This window comes from Pseudarthrobacter sp. AL07 (assembly GCF_029960665.1).
GTDB lineage: Bacteria > Actinomycetota > Actinomycetes > Actinomycetales > Micrococcaceae > Arthrobacter.
Genome location: NZ_JASBRB010000008.1, coordinates 72,396 through 94,079, shown reverse-complemented (window position 1 = coordinate 94,079; position 21,684 = coordinate 72,396). Strand labels below are relative to the sequence as shown.

The 21,684-nt window shown below is 66.5% G+C and carries 15 protein-coding genes; 9 read left to right on the top strand and 6 right to left on the bottom strand.

Features of this window, described 5'->3' with window-relative positions:
* The first annotated feature begins 201 nt into the window (after positions 1-201).
* Positions 202-2,310 (top strand): DNA topoisomerase IV subunit B, encoded by a 2,109-nt coding sequence (locus QK290_RS09570; protein ID WP_282330435.1) that lies wholly within the window; start codon positions 202-204, stop codon positions 2,308-2,310.
* Between the two features lie 95 nt (positions 2,311-2,405).
* On the opposite strand, the gene QK290_RS09565 is transcribed toward QK290_RS09570, so the two are convergent.
* Together QK290_RS09565 and QK290_RS09560 are read right to left on the bottom strand one after the other, a co-directional pair.
* Positions 2,406-3,419 carry a M56 family metallopeptidase gene (locus QK290_RS09565; protein WP_282330434.1) on the bottom strand — a complete coding sequence of 338 codons (1,014 nt, stop codon included), beginning with the start codon at positions 3,417-3,419 and terminating at the stop codon, positions 2,406-2,408.
* Between the two features lie 6 nt (positions 3,420-3,425).
* Entirely contained in the window at positions 3,426-3,812 is a 387-nt protein-coding gene (locus tag QK290_RS09560; RefSeq protein WP_193339923.1) for a BlaI/MecI/CopY family transcriptional regulator, read from the bottom strand.
* Positions 3,813-4,073: 261 nt separating this feature from the next.
* Between QK290_RS09560 and QK290_RS09555 the strand changes: the two genes are divergently transcribed.
* Genes QK290_RS09555 through cydD form a run of 3 tightly spaced genes read left to right on the top strand, consistent with a single transcriptional unit; the run spans position 4,074 to position 10,236 of the window.
* Positions 4,074-5,666, top strand: coding sequence for a cytochrome ubiquinol oxidase subunit I (locus tag QK290_RS09555; RefSeq protein WP_282330433.1), 1,593 nt, complete (start codon positions 4,074-4,076; stop codon positions 5,664-5,666).
* A gap of 22 nt (positions 5,667-5,688) precedes the next feature.
* Positions 5,689-6,738, top strand: a complete 1,050-nt coding sequence (gene cydB, locus QK290_RS09550) for a cytochrome d ubiquinol oxidase subunit II (RefSeq protein WP_282330432.1) — start codon at positions 5,689-5,691, stop codon at positions 6,736-6,738.
* Between the two features lie 6 nt (positions 6,739-6,744).
* Positions 6,745-10,236: a thiol reductant ABC exporter subunit CydD gene (cydD, locus tag QK290_RS09545; RefSeq protein WP_282330431.1), complete on the top strand. Its 3,492-nt coding sequence runs from the start codon at positions 6,745-6,747 to the stop codon at positions 10,234-10,236.
* Positions 10,237-10,336: 100 nt separating this feature from the next.
* Here cydD and QK290_RS09540 read toward each other — a convergent pair whose 3' ends face one another.
* Together QK290_RS09540 and QK290_RS09535 are read right to left on the bottom strand one after the other, a co-directional pair.
* Positions 10,337-10,855, bottom strand: a complete 519-nt coding sequence (locus tag QK290_RS09540) for a DinB family protein (protein ID WP_282330430.1) — start codon at positions 10,853-10,855, stop codon at positions 10,337-10,339.
* 9 nt (positions 10,856-10,864) lie between these two features.
* Positions 10,865-13,375 (bottom strand): DNA topoisomerase IV subunit A, encoded by a 2,511-nt coding sequence (locus QK290_RS09535; protein ID WP_282330429.1) that lies wholly within the window; start codon positions 13,373-13,375, stop codon positions 10,865-10,867.
* Positions 13,376-13,487: 112 nt separating this feature from the next.
* Here QK290_RS09535 and QK290_RS09530 point away from each other — a divergent pair, with 112 nt between their 5' ends.
* From QK290_RS09530 to QK290_RS09520, 3 genes are read left to right on the top strand one after another with little or no spacing between them, the layout of a single operon-like run.
* Positions 13,488-16,172: a bifunctional GNAT family N-acetyltransferase/acetate--CoA ligase family protein gene (locus QK290_RS09530; protein WP_282330428.1), complete on the top strand. Its 2,685-nt coding sequence runs from the start codon at positions 13,488-13,490 to the stop codon at positions 16,170-16,172.
* Between the two features lie 42 nt (positions 16,173-16,214).
* Positions 16,215-16,961 carry a DUF5998 family protein gene (locus tag QK290_RS09525; protein WP_282330427.1) on the top strand — a complete coding sequence of 249 codons (747 nt, stop codon included), beginning with the start codon at positions 16,215-16,217 and terminating at the stop codon, positions 16,959-16,961.
* A gap of 1 nt (position 16,962) precedes the next feature.
* A complete protein-coding gene (locus tag QK290_RS09520; RefSeq protein ID WP_282330426.1) occupies positions 16,963-18,207 on the top strand; it encodes a nucleotide pyrophosphatase/phosphodiesterase family protein in 1,245 nt (414 codons plus the stop codon).
* A gap of 4 nt (positions 18,208-18,211) precedes the next feature.
* Here the strand turns inward: QK290_RS09520 and sepH are convergent, their stop codons facing one another.
* Both sepH and QK290_RS09510 read right to left on the bottom strand, forming a co-directional pair.
* A complete protein-coding gene (gene sepH / locus QK290_RS09515; protein ID WP_282330425.1) occupies positions 18,212-19,594 on the bottom strand; it encodes a septation protein SepH in 1,383 nt (460 codons plus the stop codon).
* A gap of 99 nt (positions 19,595-19,693) precedes the next feature.
* Entirely contained in the window at positions 19,694-20,182 is a 489-nt protein-coding gene (locus QK290_RS09510; protein ID WP_282330424.1) for a DUF3093 domain-containing protein, read from the bottom strand.
* A gap of 113 nt (positions 20,183-20,295) precedes the next feature.
* Between QK290_RS09510 and dut the strand changes: the two genes are divergently transcribed.
* On the top strand, positions 20,296-20,838 hold the full coding sequence (dut, locus tag QK290_RS09505; RefSeq protein ID WP_282330423.1) for a dUTP diphosphatase: 543 nt from the start codon (positions 20,296-20,298) through the stop codon (positions 20,836-20,838).
* Positions 20,839-20,943: 105 nt separating this feature from the next.
* On the top strand, positions 20,944-21,681 hold the full coding sequence (locus tag QK290_RS09500) for a DUF3710 domain-containing protein (protein ID WP_282330422.1): 738 nt from the start codon (positions 20,944-20,946) through the stop codon (positions 21,679-21,681).
* Positions 21,682-21,684 lie beyond the last annotated feature (3 nt).

Sequence of the window (21,684 nt, the reverse complement as noted above, 5' to 3'; positions counted from 1 at the left end):
AGTTCGCTGTCCGCGTAGCCACAAGAATTGATCAAGGCGCAGGGTTCCGTCACGGAAGGATAACGAGTGGGCCGCGCACAGCCTTGGCCACGTGTGGCAGCCACCCGCCTGCTGCCGCGCCGACTAGGCTTGATGCAGCGCCTGCAGCGCCTGCAGCGCCCGCAGCGCCCGCAGTTCCGTCACTGAAGGAGTTCACAACCCGTGGCACCAAGTTCCGATTACACCGCCCGGCATCTTTCTGTCCTGGAGGGCCTCGAAGCCGTCCGCAAGCGCCCCGGCATGTATATCGGTTCCACCGATTCGCGCGGGCTGATGCACTGCCTGTGGGAGATCATCGACAACTCGGTGGACGAAGCGCTTGCCGGTTTTGGCCACGACATCAAGATCATCCTGCACGCGGACAACTCCGTGGAAATTCACGACGACGGCCGCGGCATCCCCGTGGACGTGGAACCGAAAACGGGACTCACCGGCGTTGAGGTGGTCTTCACCAAACTCCATGCGGGCGGCAAGTTCGGCGGCGGGTCCTACACGGCTTCCGGCGGCCTGCACGGCGTAGGCGCCTCCGTGGTGAACGCCCTGTCTGCCCGCCTGGACGTTGAAGTGGACCGCGGCAGCAAAACCTACAAAATGTCATTCCGGCGCGGCGAGCCGGGGCGCTTCAAGGACCAGGGGTCCAAGCTGGACCCGTCGGCAGTGTTCGCGCCGTTTGTGGACGGCTCCGTGCTGGACGTGGTAGGCAAGGCGAAGCGTGGTGTGACCGGGACCCGGATCCGATACTGGGCAGACCGCCAGATTTTCACGCCGGACGCCAAGTTCTCTTATGACGAACTGGCCGCGCGGGCACGGCAGACCTCCTTCCTGGTGCCGGGGCTCAAGCTCACCGTCCGCGATGAACGCAGGCTGCCAGGGACCCCCGGTGAAACGGCGGGCCACGAAGAGGTGTTCCACCACGACGGCGGCCTGTCCGAGTTCGTCGAGTTCCTGGCCGCCGATCCTGCCGTCACCGACGTCTGGCGGCTGCACGGTTCAGGCAAATTCAAGGAAACCGTGCCGGTACTGGACGAGCGCGGGCACAGCCAGCTCGCCGAGGTTGAACGCGACTGTGAAGTGGACGTGGCGCTCCGCTGGGGCATCGGCTATGACAGCACCGTCCGTAGCTTCGTCAACATCATCGCGACGCCCAAGGGCGGAACCCACCAGTCAGGCTTCGAGCAGGCGCTGGTTAAGACGTTCCGGAAAGCAGTGGAGGCCAACGCCCGCAAGCTGAAGGCCGGGAACGACAAAATTGAGAAAGACGACATCTTCGCCGGGCTGACGGCTGTGCTGACGGTCCGGTTGTCCGAGCCGCAGTTCGAGGGCCAGACCAAAGAGATCCTGGGCACCTCCGCGGTCCGCGCCATCGTCGCGAAGGTCGTTGAGCAGGAGATCACCGCGAAGCTGAACTCAGCCAACCGGAATGACAAGGCCCACTCAGCGCTATTGCTGGAAAAAATTGTCAGCGAGATGAAGTCCCGGATTTCCGCTCGGGTGCACAAGGAGACCCAGCGGCGCAAGAACGCCCTGGAGACCTCGTCCATGCCCACCAAGCTCGCCGACTGCCGGACGGACGACGTCGACCGTTCCGAACTGTTCATTGTGGAAGGCGACTCGGCGCTGGGAACTGCCAAGCTGGCGCGGTCCTCGGACTTCCAAGCGCTGCTGCCCATCCGCGGCAAAATCCTGAACGTGCAGAAGGCGTCCGTGGGAGACATGCTGTCCAACGCGGAATGTGCTGCGCTGATCCAGGTGGTGGGCGCAGGTTCGGGCCGCAGCTTCGACATCAACGCGGCCCGGTACGGCAAGGTCATCCTGATGACCGACGCCGACGTGGACGGCGCGCACATTCGGACTCTGCTGCTGACGCTTTTCTTCCGGTACATGCGCCCCATGATCGACGCCGGAAGAGTCTATGCTGCCGTGCCGCCTCTGCACCGGGTGGAGGTCATCAACGCCGGGCAGAAGGCCAATGACATGATCTACACCTACTCGGAGACGGAATTGCATGTGCTCCTGGCCCGGCTGGCCGGGGAAGGCAAGCGCTACAAGGAGCCGATCCAGCGGTACAAGGGCCTGGGCGAGATGGACGCCGGGCAGCTGGCCGAAACTACCATGGATCCGCGGCACCGGACACTGCGCAAAGTGGGCATCGAGAATGCCAAGCACGCGGAGGACACGTTCGACCTGCTGATGGGATCCGATGTGGCCCCCCGTAAAGACTTCATCATCGCCGGCGCCTCCAGCCTGGACCGGGAGCGGATCGACGCCTGACAACCGGTGACGGACCGGCCCAGGACGTCACAGCCCACAATCGGGGATTCAGTCCGGGACGGGATCCAGCCGATGCGAGGTTCAGTAGCCGCGCTTCAACCCAGCAGGCCAGGCACGATCAGCAGGGCGGTGGGCAGGGCCAGGAGCAGGGCGCAGCCGGCGAGCACCAGCCCGCGGGCGGCGGCAGGAAGCTGCGGCTGAGGGGACAGCAGCCGGCTGACCCGGGACATGGTGGTCCGGGCAGAACCTGAGACGGCGCCGGCGGGCGCCTCAAGCCCATCCAGGGCAAGGCCGGGGTGCGCGGACGGCAGGGCGGCGGCCGCCACACCCGTCGCCGTACCAGCGGCCATACCTCCGGTGGGGCCGCTGGCCACTATGGCGATCGCCTTGATGAGCGTGGCGTTGGTTTCCGTCTTGAGGGCTACGTCATCAGCCAGCATCTCGATCAGCGAGTTCACCGCCTCCTGCGCGAGGCGGGTGGTGGGCAGCCAGGGGAGCGCCTGGCGCCATGCGGCAAACGCCCAGAGCAGGAGATGGTGGCGCTGGTTGAGGTGGGCATTCTCGTGGCTCAGGACCGCCCTTAATTCGGCCGGCTCCAGAGCCGCCATCAGGCCGTCCGAGAGCACCGTAACGGAGCGGGCCCCGCCCGGCAGGCAATAGGCAACAGGTGAATCGTGGCTGATGACCACTGTTCGGTCTGCGTCAACGGACGGGGCGGCCAACAGGGCCAGGAGTTCCCGGTGCCGACGCCGCTGCCGCTCGATCCTGTAGTACGTCAGCAGGAGGGTGAAGACCAGGTGGGCGGTGAGCAGCGCCGCGGCGGACAGTGCGAAGAGATGCCAGAAGCCCAGTGCCGTGGTGGGCGCGTTGAAGAAGACCATGGCCGCCAGCCCGCGCAGCCCCGAGATGAGGTTGTCTCCGATCGGTTCGAGCCCGTAGACCAGCATGGCGCCGATCATGGACAGTCCGCCCGCGAGTGCTATTGCCTGCCACAGCAGCATGGCCGTGAATGGTGACCGTGCCGGCCAGGAGGCACGTGAAAGCAGGATAGGCACTGGCCACGCCAGGACTATCGCCAGGACCGCCAGCAGGTACGAGGTCCAGAACATGGTCCCCTAGATGTGGCCAAGCAGTTTGCGCAGGGTTTCCGCTTCACTGTCCGTCACGGAGCCGATGAACCGTGCCAGCACGGCTTCGCGGTCCGGCGCCGAGCCCAGGACTTCATGCATCAGTTCCGCCGTGTGGTCTTCCCTGCTCGAAACGGCCTGGTAGCGGTGCGGCCGCGTACCGCGTTCCCGCTCCACCAGGCCCTTCTTCTCGAGCCGCGAGAGGACGGTCAGGACTGTTGTGACGGCAAGCTCCTTGCCCTCATGCCCTGCGGCGTCCCCGTTTGCTTCAGTAGTTGTTGCCAGTCTGTCGCGCAGGGTATTCGCTGTGGCTGCTTCGTGGCCCGCCCAGAGCAGATCCATCACTGCCCGTTCCAGTTCGCCAAGACTTGCCATTGCCATACATCCTTCGATTTCCCCGCACCGGGCCGTTGACGGCCGCGGTGACTGCACCAGCGCTACATATACAAGAACAAATTTACCTGTTTTTCGGCTGAGTTTCTACGTACGGTAGAACAGTCGGCGCGCCGCGGCCTTGTGGGCGCCACTTCGTCATGGAAATGTTGGTTTACAGTGCTCGCCGCATTGTTCTACACTCTGTAGAAGTCAAAGTTCTACGAATCGTAGAAAAGTAGCACCGCCAACCGAGGGACTGCTGTGGAAGCTCTGGAAATCGCACGCTGGCAATTCGGCATCACCACCGTCTACCACTTCATGATGGTGCCCCTCACCATCGGACTGGGCCTGTTGGTCGCCGTGATGCAGACGCTCTGGCACCGCACCGGCAAGGAGGAATACCTCCGGATGACCAAGTTCTGGGGCAAGCTCTTCCTGATCAACTTCATCATGGGCGTCGCTACCGGCATTGTGCAGGAGTTCCAGTTCGGCATGGCCTGGAGCGAATACAGCCGTTTCGTTGGCGACATCTTCGGGGCGCCGCTGGCGCTGGAGTCGCTGCTGGCCTTCTTCGTTGAGTCCACGTTCCTGGGCCTGTGGATCTTCGGCTGGAAGCAGCTGAAGCCAGCCATCCACCTGGCCTGCCTCTGGGTGGCCGTGGTGGGATCGGTGTTCTCCGCGTACTTCATCATCGTAGCCAACAGCTGGATGCAGCATCCCGTGGGCGCGAAGATTATCGACGGCCGGCCGGTCATGACGGACGCCTGGGCAGTCTTCACCAACAACACCGCACTCGTGGCCTTCCCGCACACCCTGTTGGGCGCACTGGCCGTTGCCGGCGGCTTCCTTCTCGGTATTGCCTGGTACCACCTATGGCGCCGGCGCACCGACGGAGTCGACACCGTCGGCGCCGACGGGAAGGTGATTCCCGGTGAAGCAGCCATCCCCGGCCGTGACCGGACCGATTACAAAGTCTGGATCCGCTCCCTGCGGATCGGCGCCGTCGTCGCCATGATCTCGTTCGCCGGCACCGCACTGACCGGCGACCTCCAGGGGAAGCTGATGTTTGAGCAGCAACCCATGAAGATGGCCGCGGCCGAAGCCGCCTGCCACGACGGTACGGGCTTCTCCGTGCTGAGCATCGGGAACCTGGGCTCCAAGAACTGCGATGACATCAAGGCCGTGATCGAAGTACCCGGCATCCTGTCCTTCCTCGCCAAGGGCGACTTCACCACCGAGGTCAAGGGCGTAAACAGCCTCCTGGACCAGTACAAGGCCGACTACGGAACCCACCTGCCCAACAACCCGATCTACGGCGAGAGGGCAGGCCAGGAGATCCAGTACGTCCCGGTCATGGAAGTCACGTACTGGGGCTTCCGGATGATGATCGGCTTCGGGGGTTTAGCGGCGCTTGCCGCGCTCCTGGCGCTCTGGGTGACAAGAAAGGGCACGGTACCGGCATCGCGCTGGCTGATGCGCCTCGCGGTGTTCGGCATCCTGGCCCCGTTCGGCGCCAACGCGGCCGGATGGATCTTCACCGAGATGGGCAGGCAGCCGTTTGTGGTGGCCCCCAACCCGGCACTGAACGGCATTGACCAGGTGTTTATGTTCACCGCGGCAGCCGTCTCACCCGGAGTGTCGGCCGGTGAACTGCTGACCTCACTGATCGTTCTGACCGCCGTCTATGCCGCACTGCTTGTGGTTGAGGTCAAACTCCTGGTCAAGTTCATCCGGGGCGGTGTGGTATCCGCGATGCCGGAACTGGCCCACACCCCGGCCGACGAAAACGGGGACACCGACAAGGGCCCTGGCGCCGGCAAACCCGCCGGCGACGTCCTGGCATTCGCCTACTAAGAAGAGCAGAGGATACCCGAGCATGGAACTGCTGCCCACCATCTGGTTCATCGTCGTCGCGGTGCTTTGGACCGGATACCTCTTCCTTGAAGGATTTGACCTCGGCGTGGGAATGCTGATGAAACTGTTCGCGCGGAACAACACCGAGCGTCGCGTTCTGCTGAACACCGTCGGCCCGGTCTGGGACGGCAACGAGGTCTGGCTGATTACCGCCGGGGCCGCAACGTTTGCGGCGTTCCCGCTGTGGTACGCCTCGCTGTTTTCCGCCCTCTACCTCCCCCTCCTGGTAGTGCTGGTAGCCCTCATCTTCCGTGCCGTGGCATTCGAATACCGCGGCAAGGGTGACACCGACACGTGGCGCGCACGCTGGGACTGGGCGATCGCGCTGGGCTCCTTCTTTGCCGCCTTCGGTGTCGGCGCCGCACTGGCTCTGACCACCACCGGCCTGCCGCTGAACGCGAACGGTGACCGCGAAGGCGGTGCGTTCGCCTGGTTCAGCGGGTACGCCGTGCTGGGCGGGCTGGCCGTGGTGGGATTCTCCCTGCTCCACGCGCTGGCGTTCCTCGCATTGAAGACCGACGGCGACATCCGCCACCGTGCGCGCCGCTGGTTCGTCCGGCTGCTTCCGGTCCTGCTGCTGCCCCTGGCCGGCTGGGCACTCATCCTCCAGTTCCTGGAGGGCAAGCCGTGGACCTGGGCAGCGGTGATCGTGGCCGTGGTGGCCGCAGCAGCCGCATGGTTCCTGGCCCGGCGCGGATCCGAAGGCAGGGCATTTATGGCGATGGGGGCCTTCCTCCTTCTCGGCAGCGCGTCCATTTTCGGCGCCGTTTTCCCCGTAGTGCTGCCCTCCACCCTGGACCCTGCGTTTGATCTCACCGTCTCCAACGCGTCGTCGTCCGATTACACGCTCGGCCTCATGAGCGTGGTGGCAGCTGTTGGCCTGCCCCTGGTGATCACCTACCAGGCGTGGACTTACTGGGTGTTCCGGCGCCGGGTCAGCGCGTCCCAGATCCCCGTGGCCCACAGCTTCCTGCCGGCCATTGCCGTCAGGGCGTTCACCACGAAGGGCTGACCGGCTGTGCGCCCGGATTTTCCGGCCGGACCGGCAACCCGTTCCGCCATTTACTGGCTTGGCTTGCTGGCGGCACTGAAGGCGCTGTCGCTGGTTCTGATGGGGCAGTCCGTGGCTGCCATGCTGGCCGGCCTGGCGTTCGGGAGCGGGTCCTGGCCCGAGCAGTTGCCGTGGGGCCTGGCGGGCGTTGTCCTGAGGTCTGCCACCGTGTGGGCCCAGGGCATCGCAGCGCGCCGCGCCGCGCTGGGCATCAAGGAGGAGCTCCGCGCCGAACTGCTGGCCCGGGCCCTGCGGAACGGTGCACGCAGCACCGGCCCGGCCGACGGCGGGCTGGCCGTGCTGGCCACGCGCGGTCTGGATGCTCTGGACAGCTACTACACGCAGTTCCTGCCCGCCCTCGTCAACTGTGCCGCGATTCCGCTGCTGCTCGGGGCGCGCATCCTGTTCACCGATTGGGTCAGCGCGGTGGTGATTGTCCTGACAGTTCCGCTGGTCCCGCTGTTTATGGTGCTGATTGGCCGGTACACCGAGGACCATGTCAGCGCGGCCCAGGAAAGCCTGACCCGGCTGTCCGCCCACATGCTTGAGCTCGCCAAGGGCCTGCCGGTCCTGGTGGGACTGGGCCGTGCCGCCGCCCAGCGCAGGGCCCTCGAGGAGATCTCGGAGGAATACCGCGCCAGGACCATGGGGACACTGCGCACCGCGTTCCTGTCCGCACTGGCCCTGGAACTGATCGCGACGATTTCCGTCGCAGTGGTTGCCGTGTTCATTGGCGTCCGCCTGGTGCACGGCGACATGCCACTCGAGGCCGGCGTGCTGGCATTGATCCTCGCCCCCGACTGCTACCTGCCGCTGCGCGAGCTGGGCACGGCCCACCACGCCAGTGAGGACGGCCGGGCCGCCCTGGCCGCGACCAGAAAGGTCACCGAAGCACCCGAGCCGCAGCCGCTGCCCGCACCGGGACACGAAGCTGCCGCGTCCGACGGCGGCAGCACGGGCTCCGTGCCCGGGTCCGGGGGAGTGAGAGTCACGGGCCTCGCCGTCACCTACTCCGGACGCTCCGCTCCCGCCGTCGGGCCCTTAACGTTCACTGCACCGCAAGGGCTGATCACCGCCCTGGACGGCCCCAGCGGCGCCGGCAAAAGCACTGTCCTTGGCGTGTTGGCCGGGACCGTCGGAGACGGCGGCGGAACCACAGTGTCCGGCCGCCTCGCCGGCCTGCAGCGCGACGCCATCGCCTGGGTTCCGCAGCATCCGGTGATGGTGGCGGACTCCGTGCTCGGGGAGGTCATGCTGTATCTCGGTGGCGGAACGGGACCTGATACTCCGGCGGCAGCCGAGGCGGCAAGGGATTGCCTGGCGGCGGCGGCAGCCGGGCACCTCGCCGGCCACCATCCGGCCGAACTGAGCCCGGGCGAGCTGCGGCGCGTTGCGTTGGCTCGGGGCCTGGCCCGCATCAGGTCCGGTGCCACCGTTCTGCTGCTCGACGAGCCCACCGCACACCTTGACGGGGTGTCGGCGGCGCTGGTGCAGGATTCGATCCGTGCGCTCCGGGGCCAGGTGACCGTCATCCTGGTGGCTCACGACCAACAGACCCGCGAGCTGGCTGACCATCTGGTGCCTGTATCGGCCCACGGCATCACCGTTCCCTCCGGCGGAGCCGTGGTGTTGGCCGGGACCCGGCCCACCGGGACTACCGCGGCGCAGGAGCATGTCCTGGAAACTGTCGGGCGTCACCTGGCGGGGACACAGAACCCTGCCGCAGGTGATCCCCGGCCAAGCCGGACTGCCCGTCTCCTGACCGGACTGCTGTCACCGGTGTCCGGCCGGTTCGCCGGTGCCGCCGTGGTGGGCACCTTTGCCGCCATTTTCGCCGTGGCACTGTCCGGCCTGTCGGGCTGGCTCATCATCAGGGCGAGCGAACAGCCACCCATCCTGTACCTGCTCACCGCCATCGTCGGTGTGCGGTTCTTCGGTATCGGACGCGCCGTGCTGCGTTACTGGGAACGGCTCCTGCTGCACGACGCCGTCTTCGGCGCCCTCACCCGGCTGCGCGGCCGGCTCTGGGAAGCACTGAGCCGGAAGGCACTCTCGCTCCGGCGGCTACTGCAGGGCGGGAACGTCCTGGGCACGGTGATTGACGACGTCGACACCGTCCGGGATCTGTTGCCGCGGGTTGTCCTGCCGCCAGTGACGGCCCTTGCCGTGGCCGGTTCGGCGCTGGTGGCAACCGCGCTGGTGGCGCCTGCTGCGCTGCCTGCCGGTGTCTTGGCAGCGGCGCTCAGCCTGTTCCTGGCGCCGGCCGCGGCCCTGTGGGGGGACCGCCGCTCAGCTACAGCGGAGCAGAGTCTGCGGGCACGCGTCCTGCGGCGCACGTCGGCTGCGCTGGATGCCCGGGCAGAGCTGCACGCGAATGGAGTCGCGGGCACCGTCCTGGACGCGCTGCGCTCCGAGGACCGCCTGGCCACCCGGGCATCGCAGCGTTCCGCGTGGGCCGAAGGCCTCGGCCAGGCCATCACCGTCGCTGGCTGCGGAAGCGCCGCCTTGGCCGCTGCCGTGCTGGCCGCACCCCAGGTGCTGGCGGGAACCCTGGAGCCCGCCACTGCGGCGGTTGTTGTGCTGCTGCAGCTGGCGCTGGTTGAACCGTACGCAGCGGTGACGACGGCGGTGCGCCAGTACCCGGCGCTGCGCAGCGTTATGCGCCGGATCGGTGACTCCGGCGTGCTGGGCGATGGCGCCATCGATCCAGGGAACGCCGGCGGCCGGCACGTTGTCCCCGCCCGTTCCGGCGCCGCCGCCGGCGTTGAACTGGAAAATGTGGGGGCGGCCTGGCCCGGCGGAGAACTGGTGTTCTCCAGGATCTCCGCAACTGCCGGACCCGGCACCTGGCTGGCGGTCACCGGACCGTCCGGCGCGGGGAAATCCACGTTGCTCGCCGTCCTGCTGGGATTCCTGCCGGCCGTCACCGGCCGCACAGCGGTGACAGGGACGGCGGCCTGGTGCCCGCAGGAGGCACATCTGTTCGATTCGACGGTGCGGGGCAACCTCATGCTGGGCGTCCCAGCCGCGGACGCGGTTACCGGCGCTTCCGCTGCTCGCAGCGATGGCACGCCTGCCGATGGTGCGCCTACGGCCGGTGACGCCGAGCTTGAAGCGGCACTGACCGCCGTCGGCCTCAGCGCCCTGGTTTCGCGGCTACCGGCCGGGCTGGATACCCGGATCGGGCCGGGCGGCTCCTTCCTCAGCGGCGGCGAGCGGCAGCGCCTGGCTGTGGCGCGGACCCTGCTGACGGGGGCCGAAGTTATCCTGCTCGACGAGCCCACGGCTCATCTGGACGCACAGTCGGGACGGGAAATGCTGGCAGACCTCCGCGCCGGCCTGAAAGACCGCACAGTTGTCATGGTCACCCACAATCCGGCCGACATCCAGCCGGATGACGCCCGGCTGGAACTCCCGGCAGCTTCCCGGACGGGCGCGGCTGCTTCGCTGGTGGGCTGAGGCCGGTGGCCTGAACGTCGGGCATGCGCAGCCCGGCGTTCCCGGCTCGTTCCCTGCCCGGCCTGCCCGGTGCAGCGTCCCCGGCTGAGCCGTCTGCTCCTCAGCCGTCCACATCGTGGAGGTGATGGACGACGTCGTGCAGGAAGTACTGGGCAAGCGTCAGGACCGTGAATTCGGAGCCGTTGCTGCGGACGCCCCGCCGGTCCCACTCGGCTTCCCGGACGCCGGCGAAGGACTCCGCGATCTGTTCACCCTCCGCCGTCAGTTCTGCACTGACCACGGCGGGATCGGCGTTGGCGTAGTCCTTTTCGACGGCGGTGAGGTCCTGGTCCCAGTTCTCAAATTGGGCGCCGTCGGCGTCGAGCATGAGGTTCAGCCGCTGGTCGAACAGCGTGAAGACGTCGCGGACGTGGCAGGCGTATTCCAGGGCCGACCACGTCCTGTCATCCGGGCGTTCGGCCACCTCGGGCCTGCGGAGGACAGCCCGCCAGCGCGGCAGCATGTTTTCCACGCTGCCCGGCACCGTGGCCGGTGTGGCGGTGGAAGCGTCGAAGGAGCACTCGGGGCAAGGCCGGGACAGGACCCAGGTCCAGTCCTTTTCATCAGGAATGATAGGCATGGCAGCAGTCTAGGACGGATCGCTCCACGTCATGGCCGGACCCACCGCGTCCACTGCCTGGGAGAGCGGAATCCCGGAACCGTCACGCCGGCCGTGCTCCTGCGGCAGCGACCTGGCTATGCCGGCCAGCGATGAGGCCTTCGCAGGTCCGTGCCCGGCCCACGCCAGCAGCAGCGTGTCTTCGCCTTTGAGGAATCTGTGGGCGCGGACGCCTGCTGTGGCACGGCCCTTGGCAGGGTATTCGGCGAAAGATGTGACCTTCGCCGCCCCCGGCGCGGTGCCCGGCAGGGCTCCGTGGGTGCCGGCAACGGTGACCACCACGGCGGCGTCGTCGGCGGCGGTGACAGCCCCGAAGAACAGCACCTGGTCCCCGGCGGCCAGCTTGATGCCCACCATGCCGCCGGCCGTCCTGCCCTGGGCCCGGACGTTGGCGGCGCTGAAACGGAGCAATTGCGCCTCACGGGTCAGGAACACCAGATCAGTCTCCTCAGACCCGGCCGGCGCCACACCCACCACTTCATCCTTGTCCTTGAGCGTGATGACTTCCCAGTCCTCGCGGTTCAGGGGGTAGTCGGGCTGGACCCGCTTGACCACGCCGTGGGCCGTGCCGATGGCCAGCACTTCATCGAGCGGTGCAAACGCCACCAGCGTTTCACCCTTGAGCAGTGTGATGAAGTCCTTGGCCGGGACACCGCCGGCGAGGTTGGGCAGCCCGGACATGGGTGGCAGTACGGGCATGTCCATGACCTGAAGCCGAAGCATCCTGCCTTGTGAGGTGACCGCGGCTATTTCCCCACGGGCCGAGGACTTGACCACGGAACGGAAAACGTCGTGCTTGGCACGCGGCCCGGACTCCGCGAGGGGATCCTGGTTGGATGTCCGCGCGATCTGTCCCGACGCCGTCAGGATGGCCCAGCAGGGATCGTCCGAGATCTCCAGGGCCAGCGGCGCGGCCTTGCCCTTGCCGTTGGGGGCGGCCGACAAAGCTGCGGCCACGGTGGGGGAAACAGCCTCGGATTCGAGCAGGACGGTGCGCCGCGGCGTACCGTATTTTTCGGCGATTTCGCCGAGCTCGGAGGACACAAGTCCGCGCAGCCGCTCCTCGGAGCCGAGGATGGCTTCAAGCTCCGCGATCTCGCGGCGCAGCTCCTCCTGCTCCTTTTCAAGCTCGATCCGGGAGTACTTGGTCAGCTGCCGCAGCCGCAATTCCAGGATGTAATTGGCCTGGATTTCGGAAAGATCGTAGATGGACATGAGGCGGACCCTGGCGGCCGCCACCTCATCCGAAGAACGGATGATCTGGATGACCTCATCGATGTCCACGATGGCGATCAGCAGGCCCTCCACCAGATGGAGGCGGTCCTTCTTCTTGCCCAGCCGGAAGGCCGTCCGCCGGCGCACCACATCGATCCGGTGCTCCACGTAGACGGAGAGCAGCTTCACCAGGCCGAGGGTCTGCGGCTGGCCATCCACCAGGGTCACGTTGTTGATGCCGAAGGAATCCTCCATCGGCGAGTAGCGGTAGAGCTGTTGGAGGACGGCGTTCGGGTTGAACCCGTTCTTCAGCTCGATGACCAGGCGCAGGCCATGCTGGCGGTCCGTCAGGTCGACGATGTCACTGATCCCGGTCAGCTTTTTGCTGTTGACCGCGTCCTTGATCTTCTCGATCACCTTTTCGGGGCCGACCATGTACGGCAGCTCGGTGACAACCAGGCCGGTGCGCCGGGCCGAGAGCTGCTCGATCTCCACCTTTGCGCGGGTCTTGAAGGAACCGCGTCCGGTGGCGTAGGCGTCCCGGATTCCGTCCAGGCCCACGATCCGGCCCCCCGTTGGCAGGTCCGGTCCGGGCACAAAGCGCATCAGGTCATCGAGGGTCGCGTCCGGGTGGGCGATCAGGTGCCGCGCCGCGGAGATGACCTCAACGAGGTTGTGCGGGGCCATGTTGGTGGCCATTCCCACCGCGATGCCCGTGGCGCCGTTGACCAGCAGGTTGGGGAACGCGGCCGGTAGGACGTCCGGCTGGGTCAGCTGGTTGTCGTAGTTAGGGACAAAGTCCACTACGTCTTCGTCGAGGTGGTCGGTGAGTGTCAGGGCCGCCGCCGCGAGCCTGGCCTCCGTGTACCGGGGTGCCGCGGGACCGTCGTCGAGAGAGCCGAAGTTTCCGTGGCCGTCAATCAGCGGCAGGCGCAGCGAGAAGTCCTGGGCCATCCGGACCATGGCGTCATAGATGGCGGTATCGCCGTGGGGGTGGAGTTTACCCATGACCTCGCCCACCACGCGCGCGCTCTTAACGTGGCCGCGGTCCGGACGCAGGCCCATCTCGCTCATCATGTACAGGATCCGGCGCTGGACCGGCTTGAGCCCGTCCCGGGCATCAGGCAGGGCCCTGGAGTAAATCACCGAATACGCATACTCAAGGAAGGAGCCTTCCATCTCGGACGTCACATCAATGTCCACGATGTTCTCGACGAAATCCTGGGGAGCGTCCCCGGCAGGGGCTGGGCTTTGGCGGCGGGCCATGGGGCTGGTGGATCCTTCTGCGTGACTGGTGAAGCAGTGGTCTGGGTGCAGGTGTGGAGGATGAGCTCCGGGCACACGGCCTGCGCCGTGAGTTTGTGGTTAGGCTAAGCCTATGGTGGATCAGCCCGGGGACGGCGAATATCCGGAACATTGGGAAGCTGATGTCGTACTCCGTGACGGTGGAACGGCCCATCTGAGGCCCATCCACCCCAGCGATGCGGACGCGGTCCAGGCTTTCCATACCGGGCAGTCGCAGAACTCAATCTACATGCGCTTCTTCGCGTTCAAGGCCCGGCTGTCCAGCAAGGAGCTCAAGCGCTTCACCGAAGTGGACTACAAGGATCGGGTTGCCATGGTGATTACCTTCGGCGGCGAAATCCTGGGAATCGGCCGCTACGACAGGCTGAATGACCCCCTCGAAGCCGAAGTCGCGTTCAACATCGCCGACGCCCACCAGGGCCGGGGTATCGGCTCAATCCTGCTCGAACACCTTGCCACGGCGGCCCACGAAAACGGGATCCGGCGCTTCAGTGCCGAGGTGCTGCCGGAAAACCGCAAAATGCTGATGGTGTTCGCCGATGCCGGCTACGACGTCAAACGCCATTTCGACGACGGCGTGGTCAGCCTGGAGTTCAACATCGACCCCACCGAAAAGTCCCGTGCAGTGATGGAATCACGCGAGCACCGCGCCGAAGCGAGAAGCGTCCGGGACCTGCTGGCGCCGTCGTCCGTTGCCGTCATCGGGGCGAGCCGCAAATGGGGGACCGTGGGCTACCAGCTGCTGGAACACATCATCGAAGGCGGCTACTCCGGGCAGGTCTACGCCATCAACCCGGAGGCGCTGGAGCTCGCCGGGATGTTGTCCTTCGGCAGGATTTCCGAGGTTCCGGAGCCGGTGGGGCTCGCAGTGATCGCTGTTCCGTATGAGGAAGTGGCCACGGTGGTTGATCAGTGCGCCGCGGCGGGGGTCAAGGGTCTGGTGATCGCCTCCGCGGGCTTCGAGGACGACGGCGAACGCGGCCTCGCCAGCCAGCGCAACCTCGTGCGCAAGGCCAGGGCCAACGGCATGCGGGTGATCGGGCCCGCATCCCTGGGGATCGTTAACACCCATCCGGACGTGCGGCTGAACGCCTCCATGGCGCCCTCACTGCCCAGCCGCGGTGGCCTGGGACTGTTCAGCCAGTCGGCGGCGATCGGTGTGTCGCTCTACGCGGCGTCACACCGCCGCCGGCTGGGCGTTTCCACGGTCCTGTCGGCCGGCAACCGCGCGGACGTCTCGGGCAACGACATGATGCAGTTCTGGGAGGACGACGCCGACACTACCGCGGTGGGCCTCTACCTGGAGTCGATCGGGAACCCCCGCAAATTCTCCCGGATCGCCCGGCGGCTTGCCCGCAGCAAGCCCGTGGTGGTGGCGAAATCGGAAACCATGGGCCTGCGGCTGCCGCCTGGCCACGCCGTACGTACCACCCAGGCGCCCGCCGGAGCACTGGACGCCATGATGCGCCAGGCCGGCGTCATCCGGGTAGAGACCATCGAACAGCTGATGGACATCACCCAGATAGTGTCCGGGCAGCCGCTCCCGGCGGGGCCCGGACTGGCCATCTTCAGCAACTCCCTGGCGCTGGGCAAAGTGGTGGCGGACAGCGCCGAGGCACACGGCCTGACCGTGGATGGCATCGTCACTGATGTGGATCTCGACGCCGGCATGTCCCTGGCACTGCCAGCCCTCCGCCGCAGCCTCCGGGACACTCTCGCGTCCGACGCCGTCCATGCCGTGGTGGCCGCGCTGCTGCCGGTCCGCGGCCTGACGGTGGACCATATCGCCGAGGTCCTGGCTGAATGCTCGGCCGCCGCCGGGAAACCGGTCGTCGCTGCCTTCACCGGCATCCTTGACCCCTCCATCTATGTGGAGGGCATGGTGGGGGCCGAACAGCAGACAGTGCCGTGCTTCTCGAACGCCGGTGCGGCTGTGGCTGCGCTCGCCGCCGTGGTGCGCTACGCGGAATGGGTGGCACGGGACCCCGGCAACTTTGTTCAGCCCGAAGGCTGCGATCCGGAGGGCGCACGGATCCTGCTGGATCAGCTTCTGCACGATGTCCACGAGGAGCAACTTAAGACCCTGGAACCGGCGTCAGCGGCAGAGTTGCTGGCGCACTACGGCATTGCGGTGCTGCCATCTGCCGGGTTCGACTCTGAAGATGAGGCCGTAGCTGCCGCCGGAAGGCTGGGCTGGCCGGTCGCGCTGAAAACCACGGACCCGGCACTTCGCCACCGCCTCGACCTGGGGGGAGTCCGCCTCGACATCGAGGATCCGGATTCCCTACGCCGCAACATCGTGCAGATGCGGCGCTCGCTGGCACCTTACGGTTCCCCGGCACTGGAGGTGCAGTCCATGGCTCCTGTGGGGCAGGCGTGCACGTTCCGGGCCATCGAGGATCCACTGTTGGGGCCGGTGGTCTCCTTCGGGCTGGCCGGGGACGCCGTCAATCTGCTGGATGACTGGTCGCACCGCGTGCCTCCGCTGTCCGCCGTGGACGTGAAGGACTTCATCCGCGGACCCCGGGCCGCCCGCAAACTCTTCGGCTACCAGGGTCTTCCCGCCGTGGATATTGCCGCTTTGGAGGAGATCGCCGGGCGGCTGGCCTGGATGAAGGACAACCATCCGGAGATCGCGCTGGTGGAATTCAACCCGGTTCTCTGCGGGGCTCAGGGCGTGTCCATCCTGGCCGCAGATATCCGGATCGGTAACGCGGCCCAGCGCACTGACAGTGCCCGCCGGGCCATGCTCGGCTGACCGCGGTTAGCATGTCCCCGGCCGATCTGTGAAAATGGGGGAATGAGCTCACAGCCTTCCCCGTCGACGCCTTCCACCTCCGGCAGTGACAACCAGGCAACCCGCCCGCACAGCTCACACAGCCACACGCCCCAGGGCCAGAGCCTGGACGGTGCGCTCCAGAAGGCGGGTTTCTACCCGCGACTGGTGGCCGACGTCGTTGACGACGCCCTGGACGGTCGCGAATGCGTGGCCCATTTGGTCCACCTGGAAACCCACTTCGACCGGGCCGAGGTCCGCCGCCACATCACGGTGCTGGTCCTGACCGCCGACATGCTGGTGATCACCCACGTGGACGACCAGCAGCTCGACGACGCCGGCGAACAGATCGTGGCCCAGATTTCCACCGAATCGGTGCCCGTCGCGCAGATCCGTTCCGTGGTCCTGAGCTATATGTACTCCCAGCCGCAGGACTACAAGCCTTCGGATCCGGTCCGGGAAGTCACCCTCGCCATTGCCTGGTCCGGCGGGCAGAGGCTGGACATGGGGCCCGCGAGCTGCGGAGACCCGCAATGCGAGGCAGACCACGGTTACAGCGGCACCATTGCCCAGGAGGACATCGTCCTGCGGATCAGCGCTGAAGCCGACGGGGCACAGGCCGTCCAGGACGCCAAACTCTTCGCCCGCGCCCTGCGGGCTGTGAACACCGGCTCCACCGCTCCGGTGGCGCACGCCGGCCAAACGCTCCAGCCCCGGCCCCGGACAGGTGTGTTCGGAAACAGGCTCAGCCGCGGGCATCAGCAGCGCTGAGATGCCGGACCAAGGGAAAACAACGGTCTCCTCAGCCGCTTCCGCAGCGGTTTCCCAAGGGTCCGCCGCGCAACTGAGCATGCCGCCCGCGCCCGCCTTTGGCCAGCGGTCTATCGCGGACGTCCTCACCAGCGCAGCCGCAAGTCTCGGAGTGGAAGGTTTCACCAATACCCTGGGCCTTCCGCCGGCGTCTCGCGTCTGCGTGGTCCTGGCCGACGGCCTGGGCCGGAACCTGCTGAAACAGAAGTCCGCCCACACACCGTTCCTGCGCTCCGTTATGCAGTCCGGTCAGGGGGAAGTTCCGGTATGGCTGGACTCCACCTTCCCCTCGACCACGGCCGCTGCCCTTGCCAGCTTCGGCACAGGCCTCCCTCCCGGCCAGCACGGAATGGTGGGCTACGACGTCCTGGACCCGGGCCAGGACAAGGTGGTCAACATGCTCGGCAATTGGGATGCCAAGGTGGACCCCGCCGAGTGGCAGCCGTTCCCTACCGTCCTCGAACGGGCCGCCGAATCACTTAATGTGACCACCGTCAGCCTGCCGCAGTTCGGCGACTCGCCCATGACCCAGGCGGCCCTCCGCGGCGGGAATTTCATCCCAGGAGTGACTGCCCACGCCCGCACGGCTGCCGCCGCTGAGGCCATGGACACCGCCGGAAAGTCCCTGATGTACTTCTACGTCAACGAACTGGATAAGGCAGGCCACCGGCACGGCTGCCAGTCTGAACAGTGGGAACACCAGCTCGAAGAACTCGACGCAACCGTCAAACGGCTGCACGCCTCGCTTCCGGCCGGGACCACAGTACTTCTCACGGCGGACCATGGGATGCTCGACGTCCCGGAACAACAGCGGATCGACTTCTCCGCGGACACGTCGCTTGTTGATGGCGTGCGGCATACAGCGGGGGAGCCGCGGATGGTCCACCTCTACCTTGAGGATCCGGCGGACGCCGCAGGCCGGGAGCGCTTGTTGCGTGCGTGGCGTACCCGTTTCGGCGACAGGATCTGGGCTTTTACCAGGGCGGATGCCGTCGCCGCCGGACTGTTCGGCCCACTGCGCCCCGCCGTCGGGCCCAGGATTGGCGACATCATGATTGCCGCGCGTGACGCCCTGGCGCTCTACGACACTCGCCGCGGGCGTCCCGCCGCCATGGAAGTGGTGGGCCAGCACGGCTCGCTGACCAAAGCGGAACGCGAAGTACCGCTGCTGTGCTTTGCGGCCGAAGGCAGGCCGCGGCGACGCTGAGGCGTTAGTCCCGTTTGGTCCCGAAGACGATCTCGTCCCAACTGGGAACCGTGGAGCGCTTCGGTTTCGCCGGCTGCCGTTCAGGCTGGTCCACGTCATGATCGTGGTGCTGGCCGGATCCTGCGTCATCGGGGCCAGCCGTGTAGGCTGCCCTGCGCGGGCTTCCGCCGCCCAGCAGTTCGTCAAGGCCCACGTTCGGCGCAGGACGCCCCGACCCTGATTCTCCGGGGGCACCGTGTCCTGCGGGACGGGGCGGGGACGCCACGATGGTTATTTCCCTCGTGTCGGTGCTGACGCCGTCGTGCAGTTTCAGGACGTCATCATCGTCAGAGTCCCGGTGCTGCGGGATGAGGCTGAGCCGGGACAGCATTGATGGCCGGACGTCCCGCTTGCGGGTGAGGGGATCTGCTGCGCCAGCGGGCGTGGCTTCGTCTGGCAAACTGGAATCGGTAGGAGCCGGATCCCGTGTTTCCGGCTCGCGGTATTTCTGGTCCCTGGATTCCGGTTCCGGGACCACCTCCGAAGGGCGCGGATGGGCAGCCGGCACGCCGTGGGTCAGGAGCAGGGCCAGGGCGTCGTCGGCGTCTTCGTCGACTCCGAGGCGCTGGCCGCGGCGTGAACGGAGCATATCGAGGAGACCGTCGGATTCCCTGGCCGGCGTGACGGTTTGCGGACCGGTCGCATTGCGGGCGGCAGCAGCTTCTGCATCGGTTTCAAAGTCAAACGGCCGGTCCGAGACCGCAGCGAGGCGGCGGGCCGGGACGGGACCGTCCAGCGGCTCGAGCTCACTGAGTTGCTGAGCCCAACGATTGGCGTTGTGCAGCGACTTGCGGACCGGACTGAACGTCCATTGCGCAGGCGGCTCCTCGCCGATGCCGGAGGTGCCGTCCCTTTGGGTTTCAAAACGGGCCACCACGGTCCAGTTGCCGTCCTGGCGACGCCAGGAATCCCATTCCACGGTGGAAGGCTCAACCCCGTGGGCTGAAAGCCGGTGGTTGACCATGTCCTGGAGGGACGCCGGATTGTCGCCAAAAACGGAGCGGTAGGTGTCGTGGCCGGGGGAGGGCGAGGCGACTTCCACCTTCCGCGCCTGCTGCGCTACATACTCCCGCTCGGCAAGGACTGGGCCCTCATACCGCTCGACTTTTGCGAGGGGCAGCCCCGAAAGCTCAGCTACGTCCGCTGCGGTGGCGCCGCTGCGGATCCGTGACTGGATGTCCCGAGGGGACATGGCAATGGGCGCGACTGCGGAAGCGGTCTTCGCCGAAGACCGGCTGGCCGCCCGCAGTGCTTCATCGATCGGCAGCTGGAACATCTCGCCGCCGGCACCGCTCAACAGGAGATGCTCCCCGTCGTCGTGTACGCCTACAAGCCGTAGATCCTGCATACAAATCCTCCACCCTGGCATTACTATCAATCGAAACTCTGCCACTCACCGGCACTTATTTGGGTTAGGAGCGAGGGCGCGCCGCGATATTCCGGGCTGCTATTTCCGCGAAAGCGCGGCTGTGAGTTCCTCGGGCCGCTTGGACGACGTCAGCCAATAGGGGGTCCGGTCTGACGGGTCCGCAATTTCGATCCGAACCACCGGGTCGACCCAGCCACGGATGCACAGGTAGGCGAGGCCATTGAGCCGGGTCCCCCGCTGGGCCGTGGCGTCCTTGCTGCGGAACGCAGCCACTTCGCCAACATAGCGGCGCTCGATCGTGGCACGACCTACCGTCAACGCGTCACTGGTGACAATGATGGTTGGGGTTGACAGCACCAGCAGGACAGCCATGATCGTGAACAGGACGCCGGCCGCCGTGTAGCCTGCAGCCATGCTGATCGGCGCGAAAACGAGGATCCCGGCGCCGGAGATTCCCGCCGCGATCACCCAGATCCAGACGTTCGGCCACAGCCTCTCCCGGAAAACAGCCGGGGTGCCGGCAGTGGGGGAGTCAGGGACGGGTGCGGTGGAGCTGGATTCGGGCATGCCACCAGCTTTCCACCTTTGGCTGGCTATTTCATCTTGGGCTCACACCGCCCTGGCCGGGCGTCCCATTGAAGCTAGGACGGAACTGCGGCTGGGCGTTAGAGTGAGTGACTGTGACTGACGAACTTGCCACTGTTGAAACCGTTCCTGACAATGAGCTGTCCGGCTCTGCGCCGGATACAGCCGCAGCCTACGGGGCACCGACGCTGCAAGTGCAGCTGAAAATGCTCGACGCCGGGCTGGAGGCACCCTCGTATGCCCACCCGGGCGATGCGGGGGCGGACCTGCGGGCCCGCGAAGATGTGGTCCTGGCGCCCGGAGAGCGGAAGCTGGTGCCTACCGGTGTTTCCATCGGGTTGCCGGCCGGCTTCGTTGCCCTGATCCACCCGCGCTCCGGGCTGGCCACGAAGCACGGGCTGACCATCGTTAACGCGCCGGGCACCGTGGATGCCGGTTATCGCGGGGAGATTTCGGTGACTCTCCTCAACACCGATTCCAGGAACGCCATCGAGCTCCGGCGCGGCGATAGAATTGCACAGATGGTGATCCAGCGGGTGGAATATGCCCAGTTTGTCGCCGTCAACGAATTGAGTGAATCGGTACGGGGAGCCGGCGGATTCGGATCCACCGGCGGCTTCACCCCGCCGAACGCCTGACACCCGCCGGCGGCGGCAACCAGCGGTGGTTGCCCGCGGCAGCTACGACTTCCGACGGGACCTCCGGGCCGGCGAGTCACTTTCACAACTAAGGAGACAAACCCCATGGTTTTTGGGCTCGGCAGGAAATCCAAGAAGGACCAATCAGCCGACCCGGCTGAATCCCAGGCCTCAGGGGAATCAACGGATTCCGCTGACGTGGCTTCGGCGGTCGCCGGGCGTCGGGACGAAGGCCCCTTTGATGTTTCCGAGGTCTCCAGCCGCGACGGCTACGTTGACCTCGGTGCACTGCTGATCGCCCCGAGCGAGGGGCTCCAGCTCCGGCTCGAAGTTGAGGAAGCCACCCAGCGCGTGGTCGCGGTGACCATGGACCTGGACGGCTCCAGCCTTCAGCTGCAGGCCTTCGCCGCGCCCAAGACCGAGGGACTGTGGGACGAAATCCGCGAACAGATCGGTCAGTCCGTGGGAAGCCAGGGCGGTCAGGTTGAAGAAGTCGAGGGTGGCTTCGGAACTGAACTGATCGCCAAACTGCCCGCCGGTACGCCGGACGGCAGCCAAGGTTACCGGGTGGCGCGTTTCATCGGCATCGACGGTCCTCGGTGGTTCCTGCGTGGCGTCCTGGGCGGCCCGGCAGCGATGGAGCGCGAGGCTGCGGCACCGCTTGAGTCACTGTTCCGCCAGATTGTGGTTATCCGGGGCGACAGCCCCATGCCGCCCCGGGACCTGCTGCAGCTGCGCCTGCCCAAGGACGCCAGCGCCAGCCCGGCGCCTGGTGCCCCGGAATTCAATGCCCCCGAGTTTAAAGGCCCCGAACGTGGTCCGGAAACCACACAGATTGGCTGATTC